Here is a 17844-nt window from a genome sequence, read left to right as displayed (position 1 = left end):
CGATACGTATGACAAGCACGGACCGTTCAATCCCCTCCCGGAGAATTTCCCGGACCTCGGGTGGGTGTGCGAGCGGTGGGCGAGTCAGATCCGGGCCAGGATCTGCCGCACCGGGTGGCCGAGAGCCCGGCCCACGGCGGTCAGTTCCTCGGCGGTGAGGTGAAGACGCTGCGGGTTCCAGGCGGCGATCTCGAAGCGGGCGAAACCGCACGGCCAGTCGTAGTCCAACCGGTCCAAGGAGGTGTCGGTGGTGCAGCAGGGGGTGGTGATGTCGAGGGTGGACAGCAGGCCCCGGTGCTCCTCCAGGAGGTCCGCGTACCACTCGCGGTCGACGGGGGCGCCGCAGTGCGGACAGTCGATGCGCGTCAGGTTCTGGCCGCAGTCGACGGCGCTGATCGCCTCGTACCAGTCGACGTCCAGTTCGACGGCGTCGGGATCGGCGTGCGGGTCGCCGGGGGCGCCCGAGACCATCTCCAGCACCAGGGCCGCGGCGCGCTGCCCCGGTTCGGGCGCCGGTTGCCAGTGCGGATCGGCCGGTATCACCGAAAGGACGTTCTCGCTCATCGGCCTGCTCCTCGCCCTTCTCGCCCTTCTCGCCCGCCGCCCGGCACCCCTCCGGTTCCTGCGGTTTCCCCGGCTCCCGCGAATTCTCCGGCTCCCGCGATTCCTCCGGGTCTCACTCCGTCACCCGGACCGTGTACCGGTTGGTCGCCACCCCGGCCGCGGTGACCACCTGGACCTCCACCGCCCCGGGCTCGACCTCGGCCGGTACGGGGACGGTCAGGACGTGGTCGGTGGGGTTGCGGAAGCCCCCGGTGACGGGGACGAGCGGGACGTGCACGTCGACGGTGCCGATGCGGACCACCATGCGGGAGAGCCGGTCGGCGCTCCGGGCGCCGGGCGGGACGAAGCCGGCGCCGCGGATCTCGATGTCGTCGCCGGTGCGGATCGGCCCGTCCAGGTCGCCGGGTTCGCGGGTGCGGACCACGGAAAGGACGACGGGGCGGCCCCCTTCGGCGTACTTGCCGGCCAGGTAGGTCGCGGCCGAGATCAGCACGATGACGCCCAGCCCCCAGGGCAGGTCGGGCAGTTGGTCGGGGCGGCGGGCAAGTCGTACGGCGGCGAACAGCAGGGCGACGGCGCTGATGGCGACGTACTGGATGTCGGTGAAGGCACCCCGGCCGGAGTCGTCGGTGAGCAGGTCGGCGGCGCGTGGCCGGTGGGCCGGGACCTTCTGCAGCCGCTGGGCGAGGATGCGCAGTCCCACCACCCGGCGGACCAGCACGGCGATGCCGCACACCACGGCGAGGACGGTCACCACGCCCGTGCCGCGGGCGAGGTCGAGTCCGGAGATCAGCGCGTCGCGTTCGGCGTGGTGGGAGGCGGCGGCCAGCCGGACGGCGAGCAGCAGGACGGCGTAGCCGACGAACAGCACCCAACAGGCGGCCACGGTGCGGGAGGTGGACATCCGGTTGTCCTCGCCGATCACCGGGGCGAGCGCTCCGCCACGGGCCCGGTGCAGCCGGCAGGCGGTGCTCAGCGTGCCCGCGACGACGAGCGCGGCGAGCAGGGCCGCGGTGCGGGCGCCGGTCCAGCCCGTGCCGATCGCGGTGAGCGCCTCGCCGAGCAGCAGGACGACGACGGCGCACCACACGGCAACCACCGTCCGCAGCCACAGCCCGGCCAGCCACGCCTCGCCCTCGGCGCGGCCGCGTTCGGCGACGGCCTCGGCCCGCTGGGTCAGCTCCTCGGAGACCCACTGGCGGGACGCGGAGGCCGAGTGCGCCACGGCCGCCGGCAGACCCTGCCCGGCCGCGAACTCGTCACGGCGGCGCAGGAACGCGGCGACGGCCCGCCGGTGCCCCTCGCGGGCGCCGTGCGGACAGTCCCCGCAGGTACAGCCGCCCTCGTGGGTCCCGTCGGCACCCGTGTTCTGTCTCGCCTCCTGCACCGCCACGCCGGACGCCCGCCTTCCCCACGACTTGCCGGCACGGCCGGCGGCCCCTCGGCGGACCGTACCGTAGCCGCGCAACTGCCCAGTGTCGTCAGCGAATTGTGCCCTACGGCGGGCCCTTGGGGTTCGCCGGGCCGGGTCACGGGGGGTGAAGTACAGGCGCCCGTGTTGACCCGGCTGCGAGAATTTCCCCATGGCCGAGATCATCGCGCGGGACGGGACCTGGGCCTTCGACGGCAGCACGATCCGGATCACACCGGGACTGCACCGGTCCGTGCCGCTGTTCCGGCAGACGTACGGAGAGATCTCCGTGCCCCTGGAGGCGGTCTCGGGCGTCGTCTACGCGGCGGAACGCAGGCGCGGCCGGCTGCGGATGCGGCTGCGCGAGGGCGCCGACCCCCTGCTCCAGGCGACGGGCGGACGGCTGCCGGAACCGGCCGACCCGTACCGGCTGGCGGTGGACGCGGACCGCTCGGGGGTCGCGGAGTACCTCACGGAGGAGATCCGGCACGCGCTGCTCATCGACGGGATTCCGCAGGAGCCCACGACGGGCTATCTGCTGCCGGGGCCGCCGGTCCCGGTGTCGGTGCGGTCCTCCGACGGCACGGTCTCCTTCGACGGCAACCAGGTGCGCATCGACTGGTCCGACACCTCCGACCGGGTCAAGCGCGCGACCGGCCCGCGGATCATCGGGCTGGGCGACCTGGTGCAGGTGGAGTGGCTGCCCAACTCCGGGTACGGCGACGGCTTCCTGCGGTTCGTGACCTCGGAGACGGTGCTCTCCAAGCTGCCGCCCGAGCGGGACCCCTACACGCTGGACCTGTGGGGCAGTGTGCGGCGGGATCTGCTGACCGCTCTGGTCGCGACGGCCGTCACCGCACGGCTGCCGCATCCCTCCACCCGGGCGGACGACTCCGGTGCCGGACGGGGCCGGTCCCGTCCGGCGGTACCGGCGCAGGCCGATCTCCATGACGTGCTGCTGCGTCGGCTGCGGGAGTTGGGCGAGCTGTACCGGGACGGGGTGCTCACCGACGAGGAGTTCGCAAGGACGAAGGCCGTCGTGCTCAGGGGCTTCAGCTGAGCAGGTCCGGCTCGCTGCGGCTGATGTCCTGCCACAGCGGCTGGTAGTTGATCCAGGCCACCAGGTCGCCGCCGAGCTGTTCGCGGGTGGCGACGGCCAGTTTGTGGTCGATGAGGACCGGCCGGCCGGCCGCCTTCGCCAGCAGCTGTACCTGGCAGGACCGCTCCATGGACAGGAACCACCAGGCGGCGGCGTCCACCGAGTCGCCGACGGTGAGCGGTCCGTGGTTGCGCAGCACGAGCGCCTTGCGGGAGCCGAGGGCGGCGGCGATGCGGCGGCCTTCCTCGGCGTCGACGGCGACGCCGGTGTAGGCGTCGTAGAGCGCCACGTCCTCGTAGAAGGCGCAGCTCTCCTGGGTGATCGGGTCGATCAGCTCGCCGAGTGCGGCAAGGGCGCGGCCGTGCACGGAGTGGCAGTGGGCGACGGCGACGACGTCCGGGCGGGAGGCATGCACCTGGGCGTGCACGGTGAACGCGGCCTGGTTGACGTGGTAGCGGCCCTCGACGACCTGACCGTCCTGGTTGACGAGGACGAGATCGCCGACGGTGACGTGCTTGAAGGGCATGCCGAAGGGGTTGACCCAGAAGCAGTCGGTGAACTCCGGGTCGCGTGCCGTGATGTGCCCGGAGACCCCGTCCTCGAGTCCCGCCCGTCCGAAGATCCGCAGGGCTCCGGCGAGCCGCTCCTTGCGGTGCCGGCGCTCGTCCTCGGCCGAGTCGTGCATCGGCGGCATGGCGAACTGCAGCTGGTCGGTGGGCAGGGGCAGGGGCGGGGTCGGCCCGTGCATAGGTCCTCCAGCACTGGAATTGCGGTATGCGCCGGAAGTTACCGCCGGTCAGCGCAAAAGGGCAGAGGTGTTTTGTAAAGATGACGTACGCAGCGAATACACGACAGACGTTGTCCGCTTTGCCGGTGAGACTGGCGCGTATGACGCATATGAACTGGGCGGTCTTCGCCTCCGCCGCGCCTGAACCCGCGCGGGTCGCCGAGGAGCGCTTCCGTGCCCACCGGCATCACGTCCTCGCGACCCTGCGCAAGGACGGCTCGCCGCGCACCTGCGGCCTGGAGGCCGACTTCCGCGACGGCGAGCTGTGGCTCGGCATGATGGCGGGCTCGCTGAAGGCCCTCGACCTGCGGCGCGACCCGCGCTTCGCGCTTCAGGCGAACCCGGGCGCGGGCACGGACATGGGCGGCGGTGACGTACGGATCGCGGGGCGGGCGTACGAGGTCGAGGGCGAGCGGAAGGTCAGGTATGCGAAAGAGGTGGAACCGCCGCAGCCGTTCCACCTCTTCCGTACCGAGCTGACGGAGGTCGTGCGGACCTACGTGGAGGACGAGCGGTATCTGGTCGTCCAGGTCTGGAAGCCCGGTGAGCCCCTGCGCACGGTCAAGCGCACGTAGGGGCCGTGGGGGTCACTCCCACTCGATGGTGCCCGGCGGCTTCGAGGTGACGTCGAGCACGACGCGGTTGACGTCCCGGACCTCGTTGGTGATGCGGGTCGAGATGCGGGCGAGGACGTCGTACGGCAGCCGGGACCAGTCGGCGGTCATGGCGTCCTCGGAGGAGACCGGGCGCAGCACGATCGGGTGACCGTAGGTGCGGCCGTCGCCCTGGACACCGACCGAGCGGACGTCCGCGAGCAGGACCACCGGGCACTGCCAGATGTCCCGGTCCAGCCCGGCCGCGGTCAGCTCCTCGCGGGCGATCGCGTCGGCCTCGCGCAGCAGGTCCAGACGCTCCTTGGTGACCTCGCCGACGATGCGGATGCCAAGGCCGGGGCCCGGGAAGGGCTGGCGGTGGACGATCTCGTCCGGCAGGCCCAGCTCCTGGCCGACCATCCGGACCTCGTCCTTGAACAGCTTGCGCAGCGGCTCGATCAGCTTGAACTCGAGGTCCTCGGGCAGGCCGCCGACGTTGTGGTGCGACTTGATGTTGGCGGTGCCGGTGCCGCCGCCGGACTCGACCACGTCCGGGTACAGGGTGCCCTGGACCAGGAACTCCACGGCCGGGCCCTGGTCGGCGATGATCTCGGCCTGCGCCTGCTCGAAGACGCGGATGAACTCACGGCCGATGATCTTGCGCTTCTCCTCGGGGTCCGAGACGCCCTTGAGCGCGCTGAGGAAGCGCTCCTCGGCGTCGACGACGACCAGCTTGACGCCGGTCGCGGCCACGAAGTCCTTCTCGACCTGCTCGGTCTCGCCCTTGCGCATCAGGCCGTGGTCGACGTACACGCAGGTCAGCTGGTCGCCGATGGCGCGCGCGACGAGGGCGGCGGCGACGGCGGAGTCCACGCCGCCGGACAGGCCGCAGATCGCGCGCCGGTCGCCGACCTGCTCGCGGATCGCGGTGACCTGCTCCTCGATCACATTGCCGGTGGTCCAGGACGGGGTGAGGCCCGCGCCGCGGTACAGGAAGTGCTCGAGCACCTGCTGGCCGTACGTGGAGTGCAGGACCTCGGGGTGGTACTGGACGCCGTAGAGCTTCTGCTCGTCGTTCTCGAAGGCGGCGACCGGGACGACGTCCGTGGACGCGGTCACGGCAAAGCCCTCGGGGGCGGCGGAGCAGGCGTCGCCGTGGGACATCCACACGTGCTGCTCGGCCGGGGTGCCCTCGAAGAGGGTGGAGGCCGTCCTGGAGACGTGCAGGTCGGTACGGCCGTACTCGCGGGCGCCGGTGTTGTCCACGGTGCCGCCGAGGGCCTGGGCCATCAGCTGGAAGCCGTAGCACATGCCGAAGACGGGGACGCCGGCCTCGAAGATCTCGCGGTCGAGGCGGGGAGCGCCCGGCTCGTAGACCGACGAGGGGCCTCCGGAGAGGATGATCGCCGCGGGGTTCTTGGCGAGCATCTCCTGGACCGGCATGGTGCTCGGCACGATCTCGCTGTAGACCCGCGCCTCGCGGACACGACGGGCGATGAGCTGGGCGTACTGCGCGCCGAAGTCGACGACCAGGACGGTGTCGGGGACGGCGGCAGCGGGAGTCGCTGATGACACGGGGTGCCTTCCGGCGGTCGGGCGGGGGTCTGTGGTTCTGATTCTAACGGGGTACCGGTGCGACGGGCCCCGTTCACCGGGGGCTCAGCCTCTGGACCCCTTCGCCCGCCGGTCCGTCCACCCGCACCGGCCTGCCGGGCAGCGACCCGAGCGGCCCGCCGGGCGGGAGGCGGGACGAGGAAGCGGCACGGGGAAGCGGCACGGGGAAGCGGGACGAGGAGGCGTGGCATACTGACCGCATGCTTTCGCACTCGACCTTCGTCTTTACCTATGGCAACCGGCCCGCCGGCTGCCATGGTCGTGCTGCTTGAGCGAACGCCAAGCGACTTCCCAGGCGCCCCGGGCCGACAAGGCCCGGGGCGTCTGGCGTTTTCCGGGTTCTGTCGTTCCGGGGCACCTCGGCCGCTTTCGCCGCCCCCGACACCTTCGCCAGGAGCCCCGACATGACCACCACCTCCCCGGAAGCGACCATCGCCGACGCCCGTGAGCGGATCGACGCGCTCGACGACCGGATCATCGGCCTCATCCAGGAGCGGATGGCCGTCTCCGACGTCGTCCAGCAGACCCGTATCGCCTCCGGCGGCCGGCGGGTCAGCCTCTCGCGCGAGATGGAGATCCTCGGCCGCTACCGCGAGGCCCTCGGCAAGCCCGGCACCACCCTCGCGATGACCCTGCTCGAGCTGTGCCGGGGCCGCATCTGAGTTCGATCACCGTCTCACCCGTACGGCGCGTGACCGGCCCACCCACACCTTCGTTGAGCGGTGTGTCCGTGCCAGCCAGGGGCGGGCCGCCAGAACCACGCGTGGCTCGCTGGAGCGATGAGGTGTACGGGTCGTGCCGTACGCCGTGGGACCTCGCTCCGGGAAAGTGACCGGACGGCAGGGGACAGCAGCCCGGTCACCCAAGAGAACGGCCGGCTCCGGGGACGCCCGGGGCCGGTCGGCGGAAAACCGCACAGGAAGAACTGCACACCCGCACCACTGCCAGGGCGAACGACTGCGGACGCGTTGCCCGTCCAGCACTGCGCCCAGGCGCCGGGTCTCCGCGCAGACACGGCACTGCTGCACCTCGCTCGTCACCGGACCAGCGGTGCACCCCCCCGGCACCGCTCCCAGGCACCGACGCTGCCCTGACGTCGGTGCTGACCGAAAGAAGGGCCCCGCGGTCTCTCCGTCCCGCGGGGCCCTTCGTCATGCCACGAACCTCTTCCGTCTCACCCGCGGCATCCGCGACACCCCAGAACGCGTGACTCACGTCACACAGAAATCCGATGCCGCCCGGGCAACCGTTCCCCGCCGTCGCTGATCAAACCTGCCGAGTCGGAAGGGGGACCTGCCTTCGGAGGGGGATGCAGGTCCCCCTTCGCCCGCCCGGACCGCGGACCGCACCACTTCCCCGGCCACTTCCTGGGCGCCGCATCTTCGCCACCACTCCTTCGGTACTACTTCTTCGGCGGCACCGTCGGCATCCCCAGGAACGGCAGGCGCAGGGCGCCGAACGCCCCCTCCGGGACCGCCGGGGAGCACGGCTCCACCGGCTTCAGCCGCTCGTACGCCGCTCCCGGCGCCGGACGCGGATCCTCCTCGCCCTTGTTCGGCCAGAGGGACATCGCGCGCTCGGCCTGCGCGGTGATCGTCAGCGAGGGGTTCACGCCCAGGTTCGCCGAGACCGCGGCGCCGTCCACGACCGAGATACCGGGGTGGCCGTACAGACGGTGGTACGGGTCGATCACTCCCGTCTGCGCCGAGTCACCGATGGGGCAGCCGCCGAGGAAGTGCGCGGTCAGCGGGGTGCCCATCAGCTCGCCGACATTGCTGCCGGCGAAGCCGTTGATCTCGGCGGCGAGTACGGTGGCGGCCTGCGTGGCGGCCTTGATCTGCTTGGGGTTGGGGGCGCCGTGGCCCTGGCGGGCGGTGAGCAGGCCCTTGCCGACCCCGCCCGGCTTCAGATACGTGGTCAGGGAGTTGTCCAGCGACTGCATGACCAGGCCGATGATGGTCCGCTCGGACCAGCGCCGGTTGGACAGCGAGCGCAGGACCAGCAGGGGGTGCCTGGCCGCGTTGGCCAGCCAGGCCAGCGCGCGCGACGAGCCCTCCGCGTAGGGCACCTGGAGGATCGACAGTCCGCCCATCGCGTTGGAGCCCCTGCCGTAGCGGACCGGCTCGATGTGGGTGTTCTCGTCCGGATGGATCGAGGACGTGATGGCGACGCCCTGGGTGAAGTCGGCCTTCGCCGCGCCGTGCGCCCTGCGGTATCGGCGGTTGTCGGTCTGCGCGCCGACCAGCGCCTCGGAGTTGGTCCGGGTCAGCTCGCCGAGCCGGGCGGAGAGGTAGGGCAGCTGACCGCCGGCCTTCATGCGGTGCAGCAGGGTCTGGGTGCCGTAGGTGCCCGCCGCGAGGACGACCTTCCGGGCCGTGAAGAGGCGGCCCTCGCCCTTCTTCTTCCGGTCTGTCGGCAGGGTCGCCACCGCGTACCCGCCGCGCGAGTCGTCCGTGACGGACACGACCGTCGTCATGGGGTGGACCACCGCGCCCGCCTGCTGGGCGAGGTGGAGGTAGTTCTCGTTGAGGGTGTTCTTCGCGCCGTGGCGGCAGCCGGTCATGCACTCGCCGCACTCGGTGCAGGCGTTGCGGGACGGGCCGGCTCCGCCGAAGTACGGGTCGTCGACCTGCTGTCCCGGGTTCGTCCTCGTCGTCCCGTCGGCGTCCTTGCCGTCGCCGAAGAACACGCCGACCGGGGCGAGATGGAAGGTGTCGCCGACACCCATCTGCTGGGCCGCCGCCTTCAGATGCACGTCGGACGGTGTCATCGTCGGGTTCAGGCGGACGCCGAGCATGCGCTGGGCCTGGTCGTAGTACGGCTTCAGCTCCTCCTGCCAGTCGGTGATGTCCTTCCACTGGGGGTCCTCGAAGAAGGCTTTCGGCGGGACGTAGAGGGTGTTGGCGTAGTTGAGCGAGCCACCGCCCACGCCCGCTCCCGCCAGCACCATCACATTGCCCAGCAGGTGGATGCGCTGGATGCCGTACATGCCGAACTGCGGGGCCCACAGGTAGTTCTTGAGGTCCCAGGAGTTCTTCGGGAGGGCCTCGCGGGTGAAGCGGCGGCCGGCCTCCAGCACGCCTACCTTGTACCCCTTCTCGGTCAGGCGGAGGGCTGATACGGAACCGCCGAAACCGGAGCCGACGATCAGGACGTCGTAGTCGTAGGCGTGGGCGTCTTGCGGCACGGGGGTCTCCTCGTTGAGTTTCGCGTGCGGGCCGTCGATGGCTGGGCGCTCCCGGCGGCGGAGCCGCATGTCACATACGGCCCCGCACCGCCGGGCGGGTCACCTGAACCGGAACGCCTTCATCAGGCGCAGGCTCCGGCTCATGAACGCCGCGTACGACGCGTCGTCCATCCCCAGCGAGGGCGCCATCGGCAGCAGCCGCTGCTGGGCCACCGTCTGCGCCTCGGTGTACTTGAGGATGCCCTCGGAGCCGTGGCGGCGGCCGAGGCCGGAGTCCTTCATGCCGCCCATCGGGGCCTGGGCGCTGCCGTAGGCGGGTGCGTAGCCCTCGTTGACGTTCACCGTGCCGGTGCGCAGGCGGGCGGCGACCTCGCGGCCGCGCCGGGCGTTCGTCGTCCAGACCGAGGAGTTGAGGCCGTACGGCGTGGCGTTGGCGCGTTCGACCGCCTCGTCGTCGGAGGAGAAGCGGTAGATCGCGACGACCGGGCCGAAGGTCTCCTCCTCGCAGACGGCCATGGAGCCCTCGACGCCGTCGAGGATGGTGGGCTCGAAGAAGTACGGGCCGATGTCCGGGCGGGACTTGCCACCCGCGACCAGCTTCGCGCCCTTCGCCACGGCCTCCTCCACGTGCCGTTCGACGGTCTTGAGCTGGCGCTCGCCCACCAGCGAGCCCATGTCGGCGCCGTAGGCGAGGGAGTTGCCGAGCCGCATGGCCTTCGTGCGGGCGGCGAAGCGCTCCAGGAAGGCGTCGGCGACCGACTCGTGGACGTACAGCCGCTCGATGGAGATGCAGAGCTGTCCGGCGGAGGAGAAGCAGGCGCGTACGGCACCGGCGGCGGCCTTCTCGATGTCGGCGTCCTCCAGCACCAGCATGGCGTTCTTGCCGCCGAGTTCGAGGGAGACGCCGACCAGGCGGGCTGCGGCGCCCTGGGCGACCTCGCGGCCGGTGCGGGTGGAGCCGGTGAAGGAGACGTAGTCGGCGTGCCTGACGACCTCGGGGCCCACCACCGGACCCTCGCCGAGCACCACCTGGAAGACGCCCTCGGGCAGGCCGGCCTCGATCAGCAGGTCCCGCGCCCACAGTGCCGTCAGGCAGGTCTCGGTGTCCGGCTTCATCACGACCGCGTTGCCGGCCACGAAGGCGGGCAGCGCGTCACCGACGGACAGCTCCAGGGGGTAGTTCCAGGGGGCGATCTGGCCCACGACCCCGCGCGGATGGCGCAGTTCGGTGACCTTGGTCAGGGTGGGGATGGCGCCGGTGTGCCGCTTGGGCTTCAGATAGGCGGCGGCCCGGCGGCCGTAGTGGCGGGCCGCGACGGCGACGGCCTGCACCTCCTCGTGCGCGTGCAGGCGGGCCTTGCCGGTCTCCAGCTGGATGAGGTCGAGGACCTCGGCCTGCCGCTCCAGCATCAGGTCGTGGAAGCGCAGCAGGACGGCGGCCCGCTGCGCCACCGGGGTCCTCTCCCACACGGCCTGCGCGGTGCGGGCGGCCTCGAAGGCCCTCTGCACGTCCTCCGGGGTGGACTCGGGCAGATCCGCCAGCTTCTCGCCGGTGAACGGCGTGTGGTTGGCGGTCCGGCCGGAACCGACGACACCCTTGGTCAGCTGGGCCACCAGTTCGGGGGTGACCACGTCGGCGGCGGTGCGGGCGCCCTCGGGAGCGGGCGCGAGAGGGTTGGTACCGGCGATGTCCGAGGCCTGCGTCTCCGTCATGAGGCGCAGGGTATGCCGGAGCGAAAGGTTTGTGTACCCGTCGGTAACGGGGATTCACGACCTGCTCACATACTGCCAGTGATCACTGGCAGCGAATGTACTGATCAGGGCGTTGACGGCCGGCCGAACAGAACGATCATTCGAGTCCGGCTTTTTTCGCCAGGAGCAGTCCGAGCGCGGTGCGGGGAGTGCGGCGACGCGGGCCGGGGGCGGGGGCGTCTTCGGGAGCGGTGGCGGTGGCCATGGCAGCGGGGGCGGGAGCCGGTGCCGGGCCGGCCGCTCCCGGTCGATCAGGTTCCCGTCGACCCGGTTCCGGCCGATCCGGATCCGATCGACCCGGATCCGATCGACCCGGTTCCGGTACGGGCGGGACGCCGAGGTACTCCCGGAGTGCCGCCGTGACCTGCGCCGCGTTCGGGCGGGCCGACGGCTCGTCGGCGTGCAGCCGGTCCAGCAGCCGGCCGAGCGCGCCGAGCCGTACCGCGTCCGCCGTCCCGACCGCGGAGCGCAGCAGCGCGCCCAGGGACCACAGGTCGGAGGCCGGGCCTGCACCCGGGCCCGCGGCGCGCTCGGGGGCGACGAACCCGGCGGGCGCGTCCTCGGGGTGGCCGTCGCCGGTTCCGAAGTCGGTGACGACCACCCGTCCGGTGCCGGACTCCAGCAGGACGTTGGCCGGCTTCACGTCCCGGTGCACGATGCCCACGTCGTGCGCCGCACGCAGGGCGCCGAGGACCGCGAGGCCGATCCGGGCGGCCTCGGCGGGCGGCAGCGGGCCGCGCCGCAGCACCTCGCGCAGCGACTCGCCCTCCACCAGTTCCATGACGATCCACGGGACCTGACCCTCGGTGACGACGTCCAGCACCACGACGGCGGAAGGGTGGCGCACCCGCGAGGCGGCCCGGGCCTCCGTGTGGAGCCGGTGTGCGATACGGCGGCTGTCCTCGTCGTCGGCCGGATCGCCGGGCAGCAGCGGCTCCTTGACGGCGACCAGGCCCCGCCCCTGTTCGTCCCGGGCGCGCCAGACGGTTCCGGTGGGGCCGGATCCGAGGCGCCCGGCCAGCCGGTAGCGGCCACCGATCAGACGTACGCCGGGCGGGTGTTCGCCGTCTCCAGTCATGTCACATGAGTACCGTGCGCACCATGCGATTGTCGAAGCGGGGCGGTCACGCAGCCCAGCGGTGCAGGGTGAAGCCGTGCCGCGCCTTGCGCACCTCCACCGCACCGGCTCCGGAGAAGTGCGCCGGGACGACCAACTCCCGTTCCTCGGCGGCGCGTTCGAGCACCCTCTGCCGGCTCTCGGCCGCCCCACGCGGATCGAGGCAGAAGCAGCTGCTGCACTCGGGGCGCAGGACCTGCACCGGGCTGTGCAGGAGGTCGCCGACGAACACCGCCCGCTCGCCCCGGGATTGGACCCGCAGGACGGAGGAGCCCGGTGTGTGGCCGGGGGCGGGCTCCAGCACGAGGTGCTCGTCGATCCGGTGCCCGTCCTCCCACACCACGGCCTGCCCGGCCCGGTGCACGGGCGCCACGCTGTCCTCGTAGAGGAGCCGGTCGTCCACGCGTACGCCGCCGCCGTAGCCGCCCGCGGGACCGAAGTGGTGGTCGTCGGCGGCCGGGAGGAGGTAGCGGGCGCGCGGGAAGGTGGGCACCCACTCACCGTGCACATCATGGGTGTTCCAGCCACAGTGGTCCGCATGGATATGGGTGTTGACCACGAGGTCCACCTCAGCGGGGTCCACTCCGGCCTGCAGCAGTCGGCCGGGAAGGTCGCCGGGGCGCCGGTGGAACAGGGGGTTTCCGGGCCGCTCACGGTCCCGGCCCACACCGGTGTCGACCAGCACCGTCCGCCCGGCGCTGCGCACCACCCAGGTCTGCAACGCCGACAGGGCGAGGTCGGCGCCGGGCTCCCAGTGCCCGGGCACGAGCTGCTCCTCGTACTCCTTCCACAGCTCGGGGCCGCTGTCCGGCACGAGCTTTCGGGCGGACGCGACGGGCCCCTGCCATTCGACGACGCGCAGGACCTCCACGTCTCCGATCACGAACTTCTGCACGCTCTCTTCAGCCATGCCCCTCAATCTAGAAATCCGAGCTGAGCATCCCAATGCTTGTACTGCTCTGTCGAATACGCTGGTGCCTCACAGGGGGCTCAGGGAGGTGTCCGATGGACGTGGTCAGTGACGCGATCTCCGCCGTCCGGGTGGGGCGTCCCTCCTCCGCCCGGCTGCGGGTGAGCGGCGACTGGGCCGTGCGGCTCGCGCCGTACGAGGGCGCGGGCTTCCACGTCGTACTGAGCGGCACCTGCGCCCTGCTGCCGGACGGCGGCGGCGCACCGGTGCCGCTCGGCACCGGCGATGTGGTGTTCGTGCCGCACGGCGCCGGTCATGTGCTGGCGGACGCGACGGCGGGACCGGACGCGGCACGCCGGGCGCGGCCCTTCGAGGCGGTACGGGAGAGGGAGCTGCCGCTCGCGGGAGCCGGGCCCGAGGTGCGGCTGCTGTGCGGCAAGTACCGCCTGGACCGCAGCCGGACCCATCCGATGCTGGCCGAGCTGCCCGACCTGGTGCACCTGCCGTACGGCGACAGCGACTCCCCCGAACTGCGGGGAGCCGTGGACCTGTTGGCCCGCGAGTCGGAGGCGGACGGCGACCGTCCTGGCGCGAGCCTGGTCCTGCCCGGACTGCTGGACCTGTTGCTGGTCTACATGATCCGCGCCTGGGCGGCCCGCGCCCGCACCGGCAACTGGCCCGCCGCACTGGCCGACCCGGCGACGGCCACGGCCCTGCACGCCCTGCACTCCGACCCGGCGGCGCCCTGGACGAACGACCTGCTGGCCGCCCGCGCGGGCGTCTCCCGCGCCACCCTGTCCCGCCGCTTCACCTCCCTGGTCGGGCGCCCGCCGATGGCGTACCTCACCTCGTGGCAGCTGACCCTGGCGGCGACCCGGCTGCGCGACTCGGACGCGCCGCTCGCGACAGTGGCGCGGGAGACGGGGTACGGCAGCCCCTACGCCCTCTCGCACGCCTTCAGCCGGGAGTTCGGAATCACGCCGGGCCGGTACCGGGTCCTGAACTCCTGAGCGGTCCCGGGTTCTTGAGGACCGGGTTCATGTTCACCGCCCGTGTCGCCTCCCGGCCGCGGGCCGTGCAGCCGCCCGTGGCCACGCAGTCGACGGTGGGCGTGTACCGGGCCGCCGGTCAGGTCGCCGGCGCGAAGGTGTCGACCGCCACGTCGAAGTACTCCCGCGCCTCCCGCACCTTCCCGACCGGCGCCGACACCCACACGTCGTACAGCCGCCCGGAATCCTCCCAGCACAGGTCGTACGTGTGCCGGGGACCCTCCGCCGCGCTGAAGCCGTCCCAGGTGAACTCCCAGAGCGCGGCCGGGTGTCCGGCGCGCGTGGTGCCGGTGACCCGGCCGTCGCGGTAACCGGGGTTGGTGTCCGGGCCCTCGGCCGCCGACCGCTCCATCATGCCCTGCGGACCGCCCGGCTGGGGCTCGGAGACCCTGATGCCGAGACGGAAGGTCTCCCCCGGCGAGAGATAGAAGACGCGCTCGCCCTGCGGACTGCGGGTGAAGGCCTGCGGTACGGCGAGCGAGAAGCCGGCCGGGTCCCGGGCCGTACGGTAGCCCGACGGCGCCGTGTGCGCACCGGCGGACGGGCCGGTTGCCGACGGGCCCGCCGAGCCGGCCGCCGGGGACGAGGCCGGACTCCGGCCGGATCCGGAGCCCGCGCCGGAGCCCGATCCTGAGCCTGACCCGGTACCCGTACCCGTGCCCGTGTCGCTGCCGGTCGCCGGGGAGGTCGCCGTGCCGCCCGGGCTGCCGCCGCCCCCGTCCCCGCCCCGGTGCAGCAGCAGGGCCGCCGTCACCCCCGCCCCGGCCAGTGCGGCGACGAGCAGTGCCGCGACCAGCACCCCGCGCGTGGTCGTGGTGCGGGCCGGGGGATCGGCCGACGTCACGGTTCCGGCGGACGGCTGCGGGGCACCGTACGGAACGTCCGCCTGGGTCGGCGAGTAGGGCATGGCGGCCCCGGTGGTACGGCTCCCCGTACGGCTTCCTGCCGGCGCCGGCCTGGGCGTACGGCCCCCGCCGATCCGGTGGGGGCGTGTGCCGCCTGCCGGGCCGGGCGTCCCCGGCACCTCGGGGGTGCGGCCCGTCTCCAGGTACGTCCGCAGCATCCGCTCGGCGTCGGCCGCGCCGAGCCGCCGGTCGGGGTCCCGCTCCAGCAGCCCCCGCACGACGGGCAGCAGCGGCTCGGCCTCGTCGGGGGGCCGGATCTCGGCGGCGACGACGGCGTGCAGGATGCCGCCGATCGAGTCGCGCCGGAACGGCGACTCGCCGCTGAGCGCCGTGCACAGCAGCGCGCCCAGCGACCACAGGTCGGACTCCGGCCCGGTGCGCACCCCCGACATCCGCTCCGGCGCGGTGTACTCGGGCGAGCCGACGAAGGAGCCGGTCTCGGTGAGCGTGGTGGCGCCCGCGACCTGCGCGATACCGAAGTCGGTGAGCACGACCCGGCCGGTGCCGGACTCGATCAGGACGTTCGCCGGCTTGATGTCCCGGTGCAGCACCCCCGCCTCGTGCGCGGTGTGCACCGCGCTGAGCAGGGCGATGCCGATGCGCGCCGCCTCCGCGGCGTCGACCGGGCCGTCCCGGGCGATCCGGTCGGCGAGCGACGCGCCCTCGATCAGCTCCATCACCAGGTACGGACGTTCGTCCTGCTCCACGACGTCGTGCACCACGACGATGTGCGGGTGCCGCAGCTGCGCCACCGCCCGGGCCTCGCGCAGGGTGCGGTCCTGGCGGCGCCGCGTGTCGTCGTCCGGGAGCGAGTCGTCGGCGAGGAGTTCCTTGACCGCGACCCGGCGCCCCAGCAGTTCGTCGCTCGCCCGCCACACGACGCCCATGCCGCCACGCCCGATGCGTGCCTCCAGGCGGTAACGGCCCGCGATGACCCGGAAGTCGGCGCCCTCGGTCCCCATGCGCCCCATCATGCCGCACCGGACCCATCCGCTCCGGGACACCGATCGGCCAAGCCGGGCCGCTCAACCAGCGTATTTCGGCCGTATCAGCCGTCGTTCGGCTGCTGCCAGCTCTGCAGCACCCACTTGAACTGCTGACCGGTCGTGGTCCAGTCCTGGGCCGGCGACGACATGTAGATGGCGTACTCGACGCCCGCGCGCGAGTAGTACGTCTCCTCGATGGCGTGCCGCGGACCGGCGACGTGCGGCGGGTCCTTCTTCAGGGCGTCCCAGGTGTACTCCCACAGCGAGCCGTTGCGGTCGCGGTAGATGTTCGCCTGCAGGGTCACTCGCTTGTAGCCGACCAGCCGGTGCAGCTGCTGTTCCAGGTCCTTCTGGTGCTCGTTGGCGTCGGCGAAGTCCGGGGAGCTGTCGATGGCGATACGGACGAAGTGCTTGCCGCCGTCCGGGGTGTAGTCGATCTGCTTGAGGGGACCCTGGATCTCGTAGACCTGCCGCTTCCAGCCCTTGGGCAGGGAGAGGCTGAACCCGAGCGGGTCGTTGTAGGTCTGCCAGCTGGCCGGGACCGTGCCCTCGGGGCCCGGCGTGCCGGTGCTGCTCCCGGCGGGCGTGGTGGCCGGGCCCGCGCCGCCGGTGGAGCCGGTGTCGCTCTGCGCGCCGCCCCACTCCTGGACGGCGACCGCCGCGCCGCCACCGAGCACGGCCGCGACGGCGACGACGAGCGCGAGCGTCCGCAGCCGGCGCCGGGGCCGGCCGGCGCCGTTGCGGCCCCTCGGACCCGCGGCCGGTTGCTGCGACGTCGGCGACGCGGGCGGTGCGGGCGCCACGGCCGTCGGACCGGTCAACGAACGGCCCGCACCCGCCCCGGCGCCGTGGCCAGGGGAAGCGGCCGGCGTGCCGTAGCCGTCCGCGAGCGCGCCGGAGCCGTGGCCGGCCATGGAGGTGCCGTGGTCCGAGGGCTTCACGGGGTGGCCCGCCCGGGTGCCCGATCCGCTGTGCAGGCCCGAGTTCTGGGTCGGGACGAAGGCCTGCGCCGTGTCGGGCCGGCGGCCCTCCGCCGCCTCGGCGAGCATCTGCTCCGCCGCCTCCGCGCCCGGCCGCCGGTCCGGTTCCTTGCGCAGCAGGGCGGATATGACCGGGCCGAGCGCACCGGCGTGGCGGGCCTCGTCGGCCTCCTCCTCGACGACCGCCTGCATGGTGCTCAGCGGTGAGGTGCGGCGGAACGGCGAGCGGCCCTCGACCGCCGTGTACAGCGTGGCGCCCAGCGCCCACAGGTCCGAGGACGGGCCCGGGTCGTGACCGCGTACCCGCTCGGGCGCGAGATAGTCGACCGAGCCGACGACCTCTCCGGTACGGGTGATCGTGGAGTCGCCCTCGATCTGGGCGATGCCGAAGTCGGTGAGCAGGACCCGGCCGTCCTTGCCGAGCAGCACGTTGCCGGGCTTGACGTCCCGGTGCAGCACGCCGGCGGAGTGCGCGGCGCGCAGCGCCCGCAGCACCCACAGGCCGATCCGCGCGGCCTCCCGCGGCTCGACCCGACCGCGCTCCTTGACCGCGTCGGCGAGCGAGTGGCCCTCGACCAGCTCCATGACGATCCACGGGCGGCCGTCGTGCTCCAGGACGTCGTGCACGGTGACGACGGCGGAGTGGTTGATGCGCGCGGCGGCGCGGGCCTCGGCCCGGGTCCGGGCGAGCAGGACCGCCTGGTCGCTGTCGGAGACGTAGAGGGCGGCGGTCAACTCCTTGACGGCGACCGTCCGGTGCAACACCTCGTCGTGGGCACGCCACACCCGGCCCATGCCGCCGCTGCCGATCGAGTCGGCAAGCCGGTAGCGGCCCGCTATGAGCAGGCCCTGCATCTGATTCACGTTGCCCCGCAATGCTCTTGACAGGG

Annotated in this window: 14 protein-coding genes; 4 read left to right on the top strand and 10 right to left on the bottom strand. The window is 72.6% G+C overall.

Going from position 1 to position 17844, the window contains the following annotated elements; genetic code table 11:
* Positions 1–84 precede the first annotated feature (84 nt).
* Positions 85–564: a hypothetical protein gene (locus tag GQF42_RS26525; protein ID WP_158923885.1), complete on the bottom strand. Its 480-nt coding sequence runs from the start codon at positions 562–564 to the stop codon at positions 85–87.
* Positions 565–676: 112 nt separating this feature from the next.
* Complete coding sequence (locus tag GQF42_RS26520; RefSeq protein WP_158923883.1) at positions 677–1957, bottom strand: hypothetical protein; 1281 nt, start codon at positions 1955–1957, stop codon at positions 677–679.
* Positions 1958–2147: 190 nt separating this feature from the next.
* Between GQF42_RS26520 and GQF42_RS26515 the strand changes: the two genes are divergently transcribed.
* Entirely contained in the window at positions 2148–3035 is an 888-nt protein-coding gene (locus tag GQF42_RS26515; RefSeq protein WP_158923881.1) for a DUF4429 domain-containing protein, read from the top strand.
* Here the strand turns inward: GQF42_RS26515 and GQF42_RS26510 are convergent.
* Positions 3028–3822, bottom strand: a complete 795-nt coding sequence (locus tag GQF42_RS26510; protein WP_158923879.1) for a class II aldolase/adducin family protein — start codon at positions 3820–3822, stop codon at positions 3028–3030. The two genes, GQF42_RS26515 and GQF42_RS26510, sit on opposite strands and share 8 nt — an antisense overlap.
* 149 nt (positions 3823–3971) lie before the next feature.
* Here GQF42_RS26510 and GQF42_RS26505 point away from each other — a divergent pair, with 149 nt between their 5' ends.
* A complete protein-coding gene (locus GQF42_RS26505; RefSeq protein WP_158930614.1) occupies positions 3972–4436 on the top strand; it encodes a pyridoxamine 5'-phosphate oxidase family protein in 465 nt (154 codons plus the stop codon).
* Positions 4437–4448: 12 nt separating this feature from the next.
* Here the strand turns inward: GQF42_RS26505 and guaA are convergent, their stop codons facing one another.
* Positions 4449–6029 carry a glutamine-hydrolyzing GMP synthase gene (guaA, locus tag GQF42_RS26500; RefSeq protein ID WP_158923877.1) on the bottom strand — a complete coding sequence of 527 codons (1581 nt, stop codon included), beginning with the start codon at positions 6027–6029 and terminating at the stop codon, positions 4449–4451.
* A gap of 443 nt (positions 6030–6472) precedes the next feature.
* Here guaA and GQF42_RS26495 point away from each other — a divergent pair, with 443 nt between their 5' ends.
* Positions 6473–6730 (top strand): chorismate mutase, encoded by a 258-nt coding sequence (locus GQF42_RS26495; protein WP_158923875.1) that lies wholly within the window; start codon positions 6473–6475, stop codon positions 6728–6730.
* 740 nt (positions 6731–7470) lie between these two features.
* Here the strand turns inward: GQF42_RS26495 and GQF42_RS26490 are convergent.
* The 4 genes from GQF42_RS26490 to GQF42_RS26475 all read right to left on the bottom strand — a co-directional run bounded on the left by GQF42_RS26490 (position 7471) and on the right by GQF42_RS26475 (position 13034).
* A complete protein-coding gene (locus GQF42_RS26490) occupies positions 7471–9255 on the bottom strand; it encodes a GMC family oxidoreductase N-terminal domain-containing protein (protein ID WP_158923873.1) in 1785 nt (594 codons plus the stop codon).
* Between the two features lie 99 nt (positions 9256–9354).
* On the bottom strand, positions 9355–10968 hold the full coding sequence (locus tag GQF42_RS26485; RefSeq protein ID WP_158923871.1) for a succinic semialdehyde dehydrogenase: 1614 nt from the start codon (positions 10966–10968) through the stop codon (positions 9355–9357).
* A gap of 136 nt (positions 10969–11104) precedes the next feature.
* The gene (locus GQF42_RS26480) at positions 11105–12085 is read right to left on the bottom strand and encodes a serine/threonine-protein kinase (RefSeq protein ID WP_158923869.1); all 981 of its coding nucleotides are present in this window, start codon (positions 12083–12085) and stop codon (positions 11105–11107) included.
* A gap of 46 nt (positions 12086–12131) precedes the next feature.
* Positions 12132–13034, bottom strand: a complete 903-nt coding sequence (locus GQF42_RS26475) for an MBL fold metallo-hydrolase (protein WP_158923867.1) — start codon at positions 13032–13034, stop codon at positions 12132–12134.
* Between the two features lie 95 nt (positions 13035–13129).
* Between GQF42_RS26475 and GQF42_RS26470 the strand changes: the two genes are divergently transcribed.
* A complete protein-coding gene (locus GQF42_RS26470) occupies positions 13130–14044 on the top strand; it encodes an AraC family transcriptional regulator (RefSeq protein ID WP_158923865.1) in 915 nt (304 codons plus the stop codon).
* Positions 14045–14162: 118 nt separating this feature from the next.
* Here GQF42_RS26470 and GQF42_RS26465 read toward each other — a convergent pair whose 3' ends face one another.
* Together GQF42_RS26465 and GQF42_RS26460 are read right to left on the bottom strand one after the other, a co-directional pair.
* Positions 14163–15950 (bottom strand): serine/threonine-protein kinase, encoded by a 1788-nt coding sequence (locus GQF42_RS26465; RefSeq protein WP_158923863.1) that lies wholly within the window; start codon positions 15948–15950, stop codon positions 14163–14165.
* An 86-nt stretch (positions 15951–16036) separates the two neighbouring features.
* Positions 16037–17809 (bottom strand): serine/threonine-protein kinase, encoded by a 1773-nt coding sequence (locus tag GQF42_RS26460; RefSeq protein WP_158923861.1) that lies wholly within the window; start codon positions 17807–17809, stop codon positions 16037–16039.
* Positions 17810–17844 lie beyond the last annotated feature (35 nt).

Source organism: Streptomyces broussonetiae (assembly GCF_009796285.1).
Taxonomy (GTDB): domain Bacteria; phylum Actinomycetota; class Actinomycetes; order Streptomycetales; family Streptomycetaceae; genus Streptomyces; species Streptomyces broussonetiae.
The sequence above is the reverse complement of the archived record's forward strand: the minus strand, read 5'-3'. Positions and strand labels throughout refer to the sequence as shown.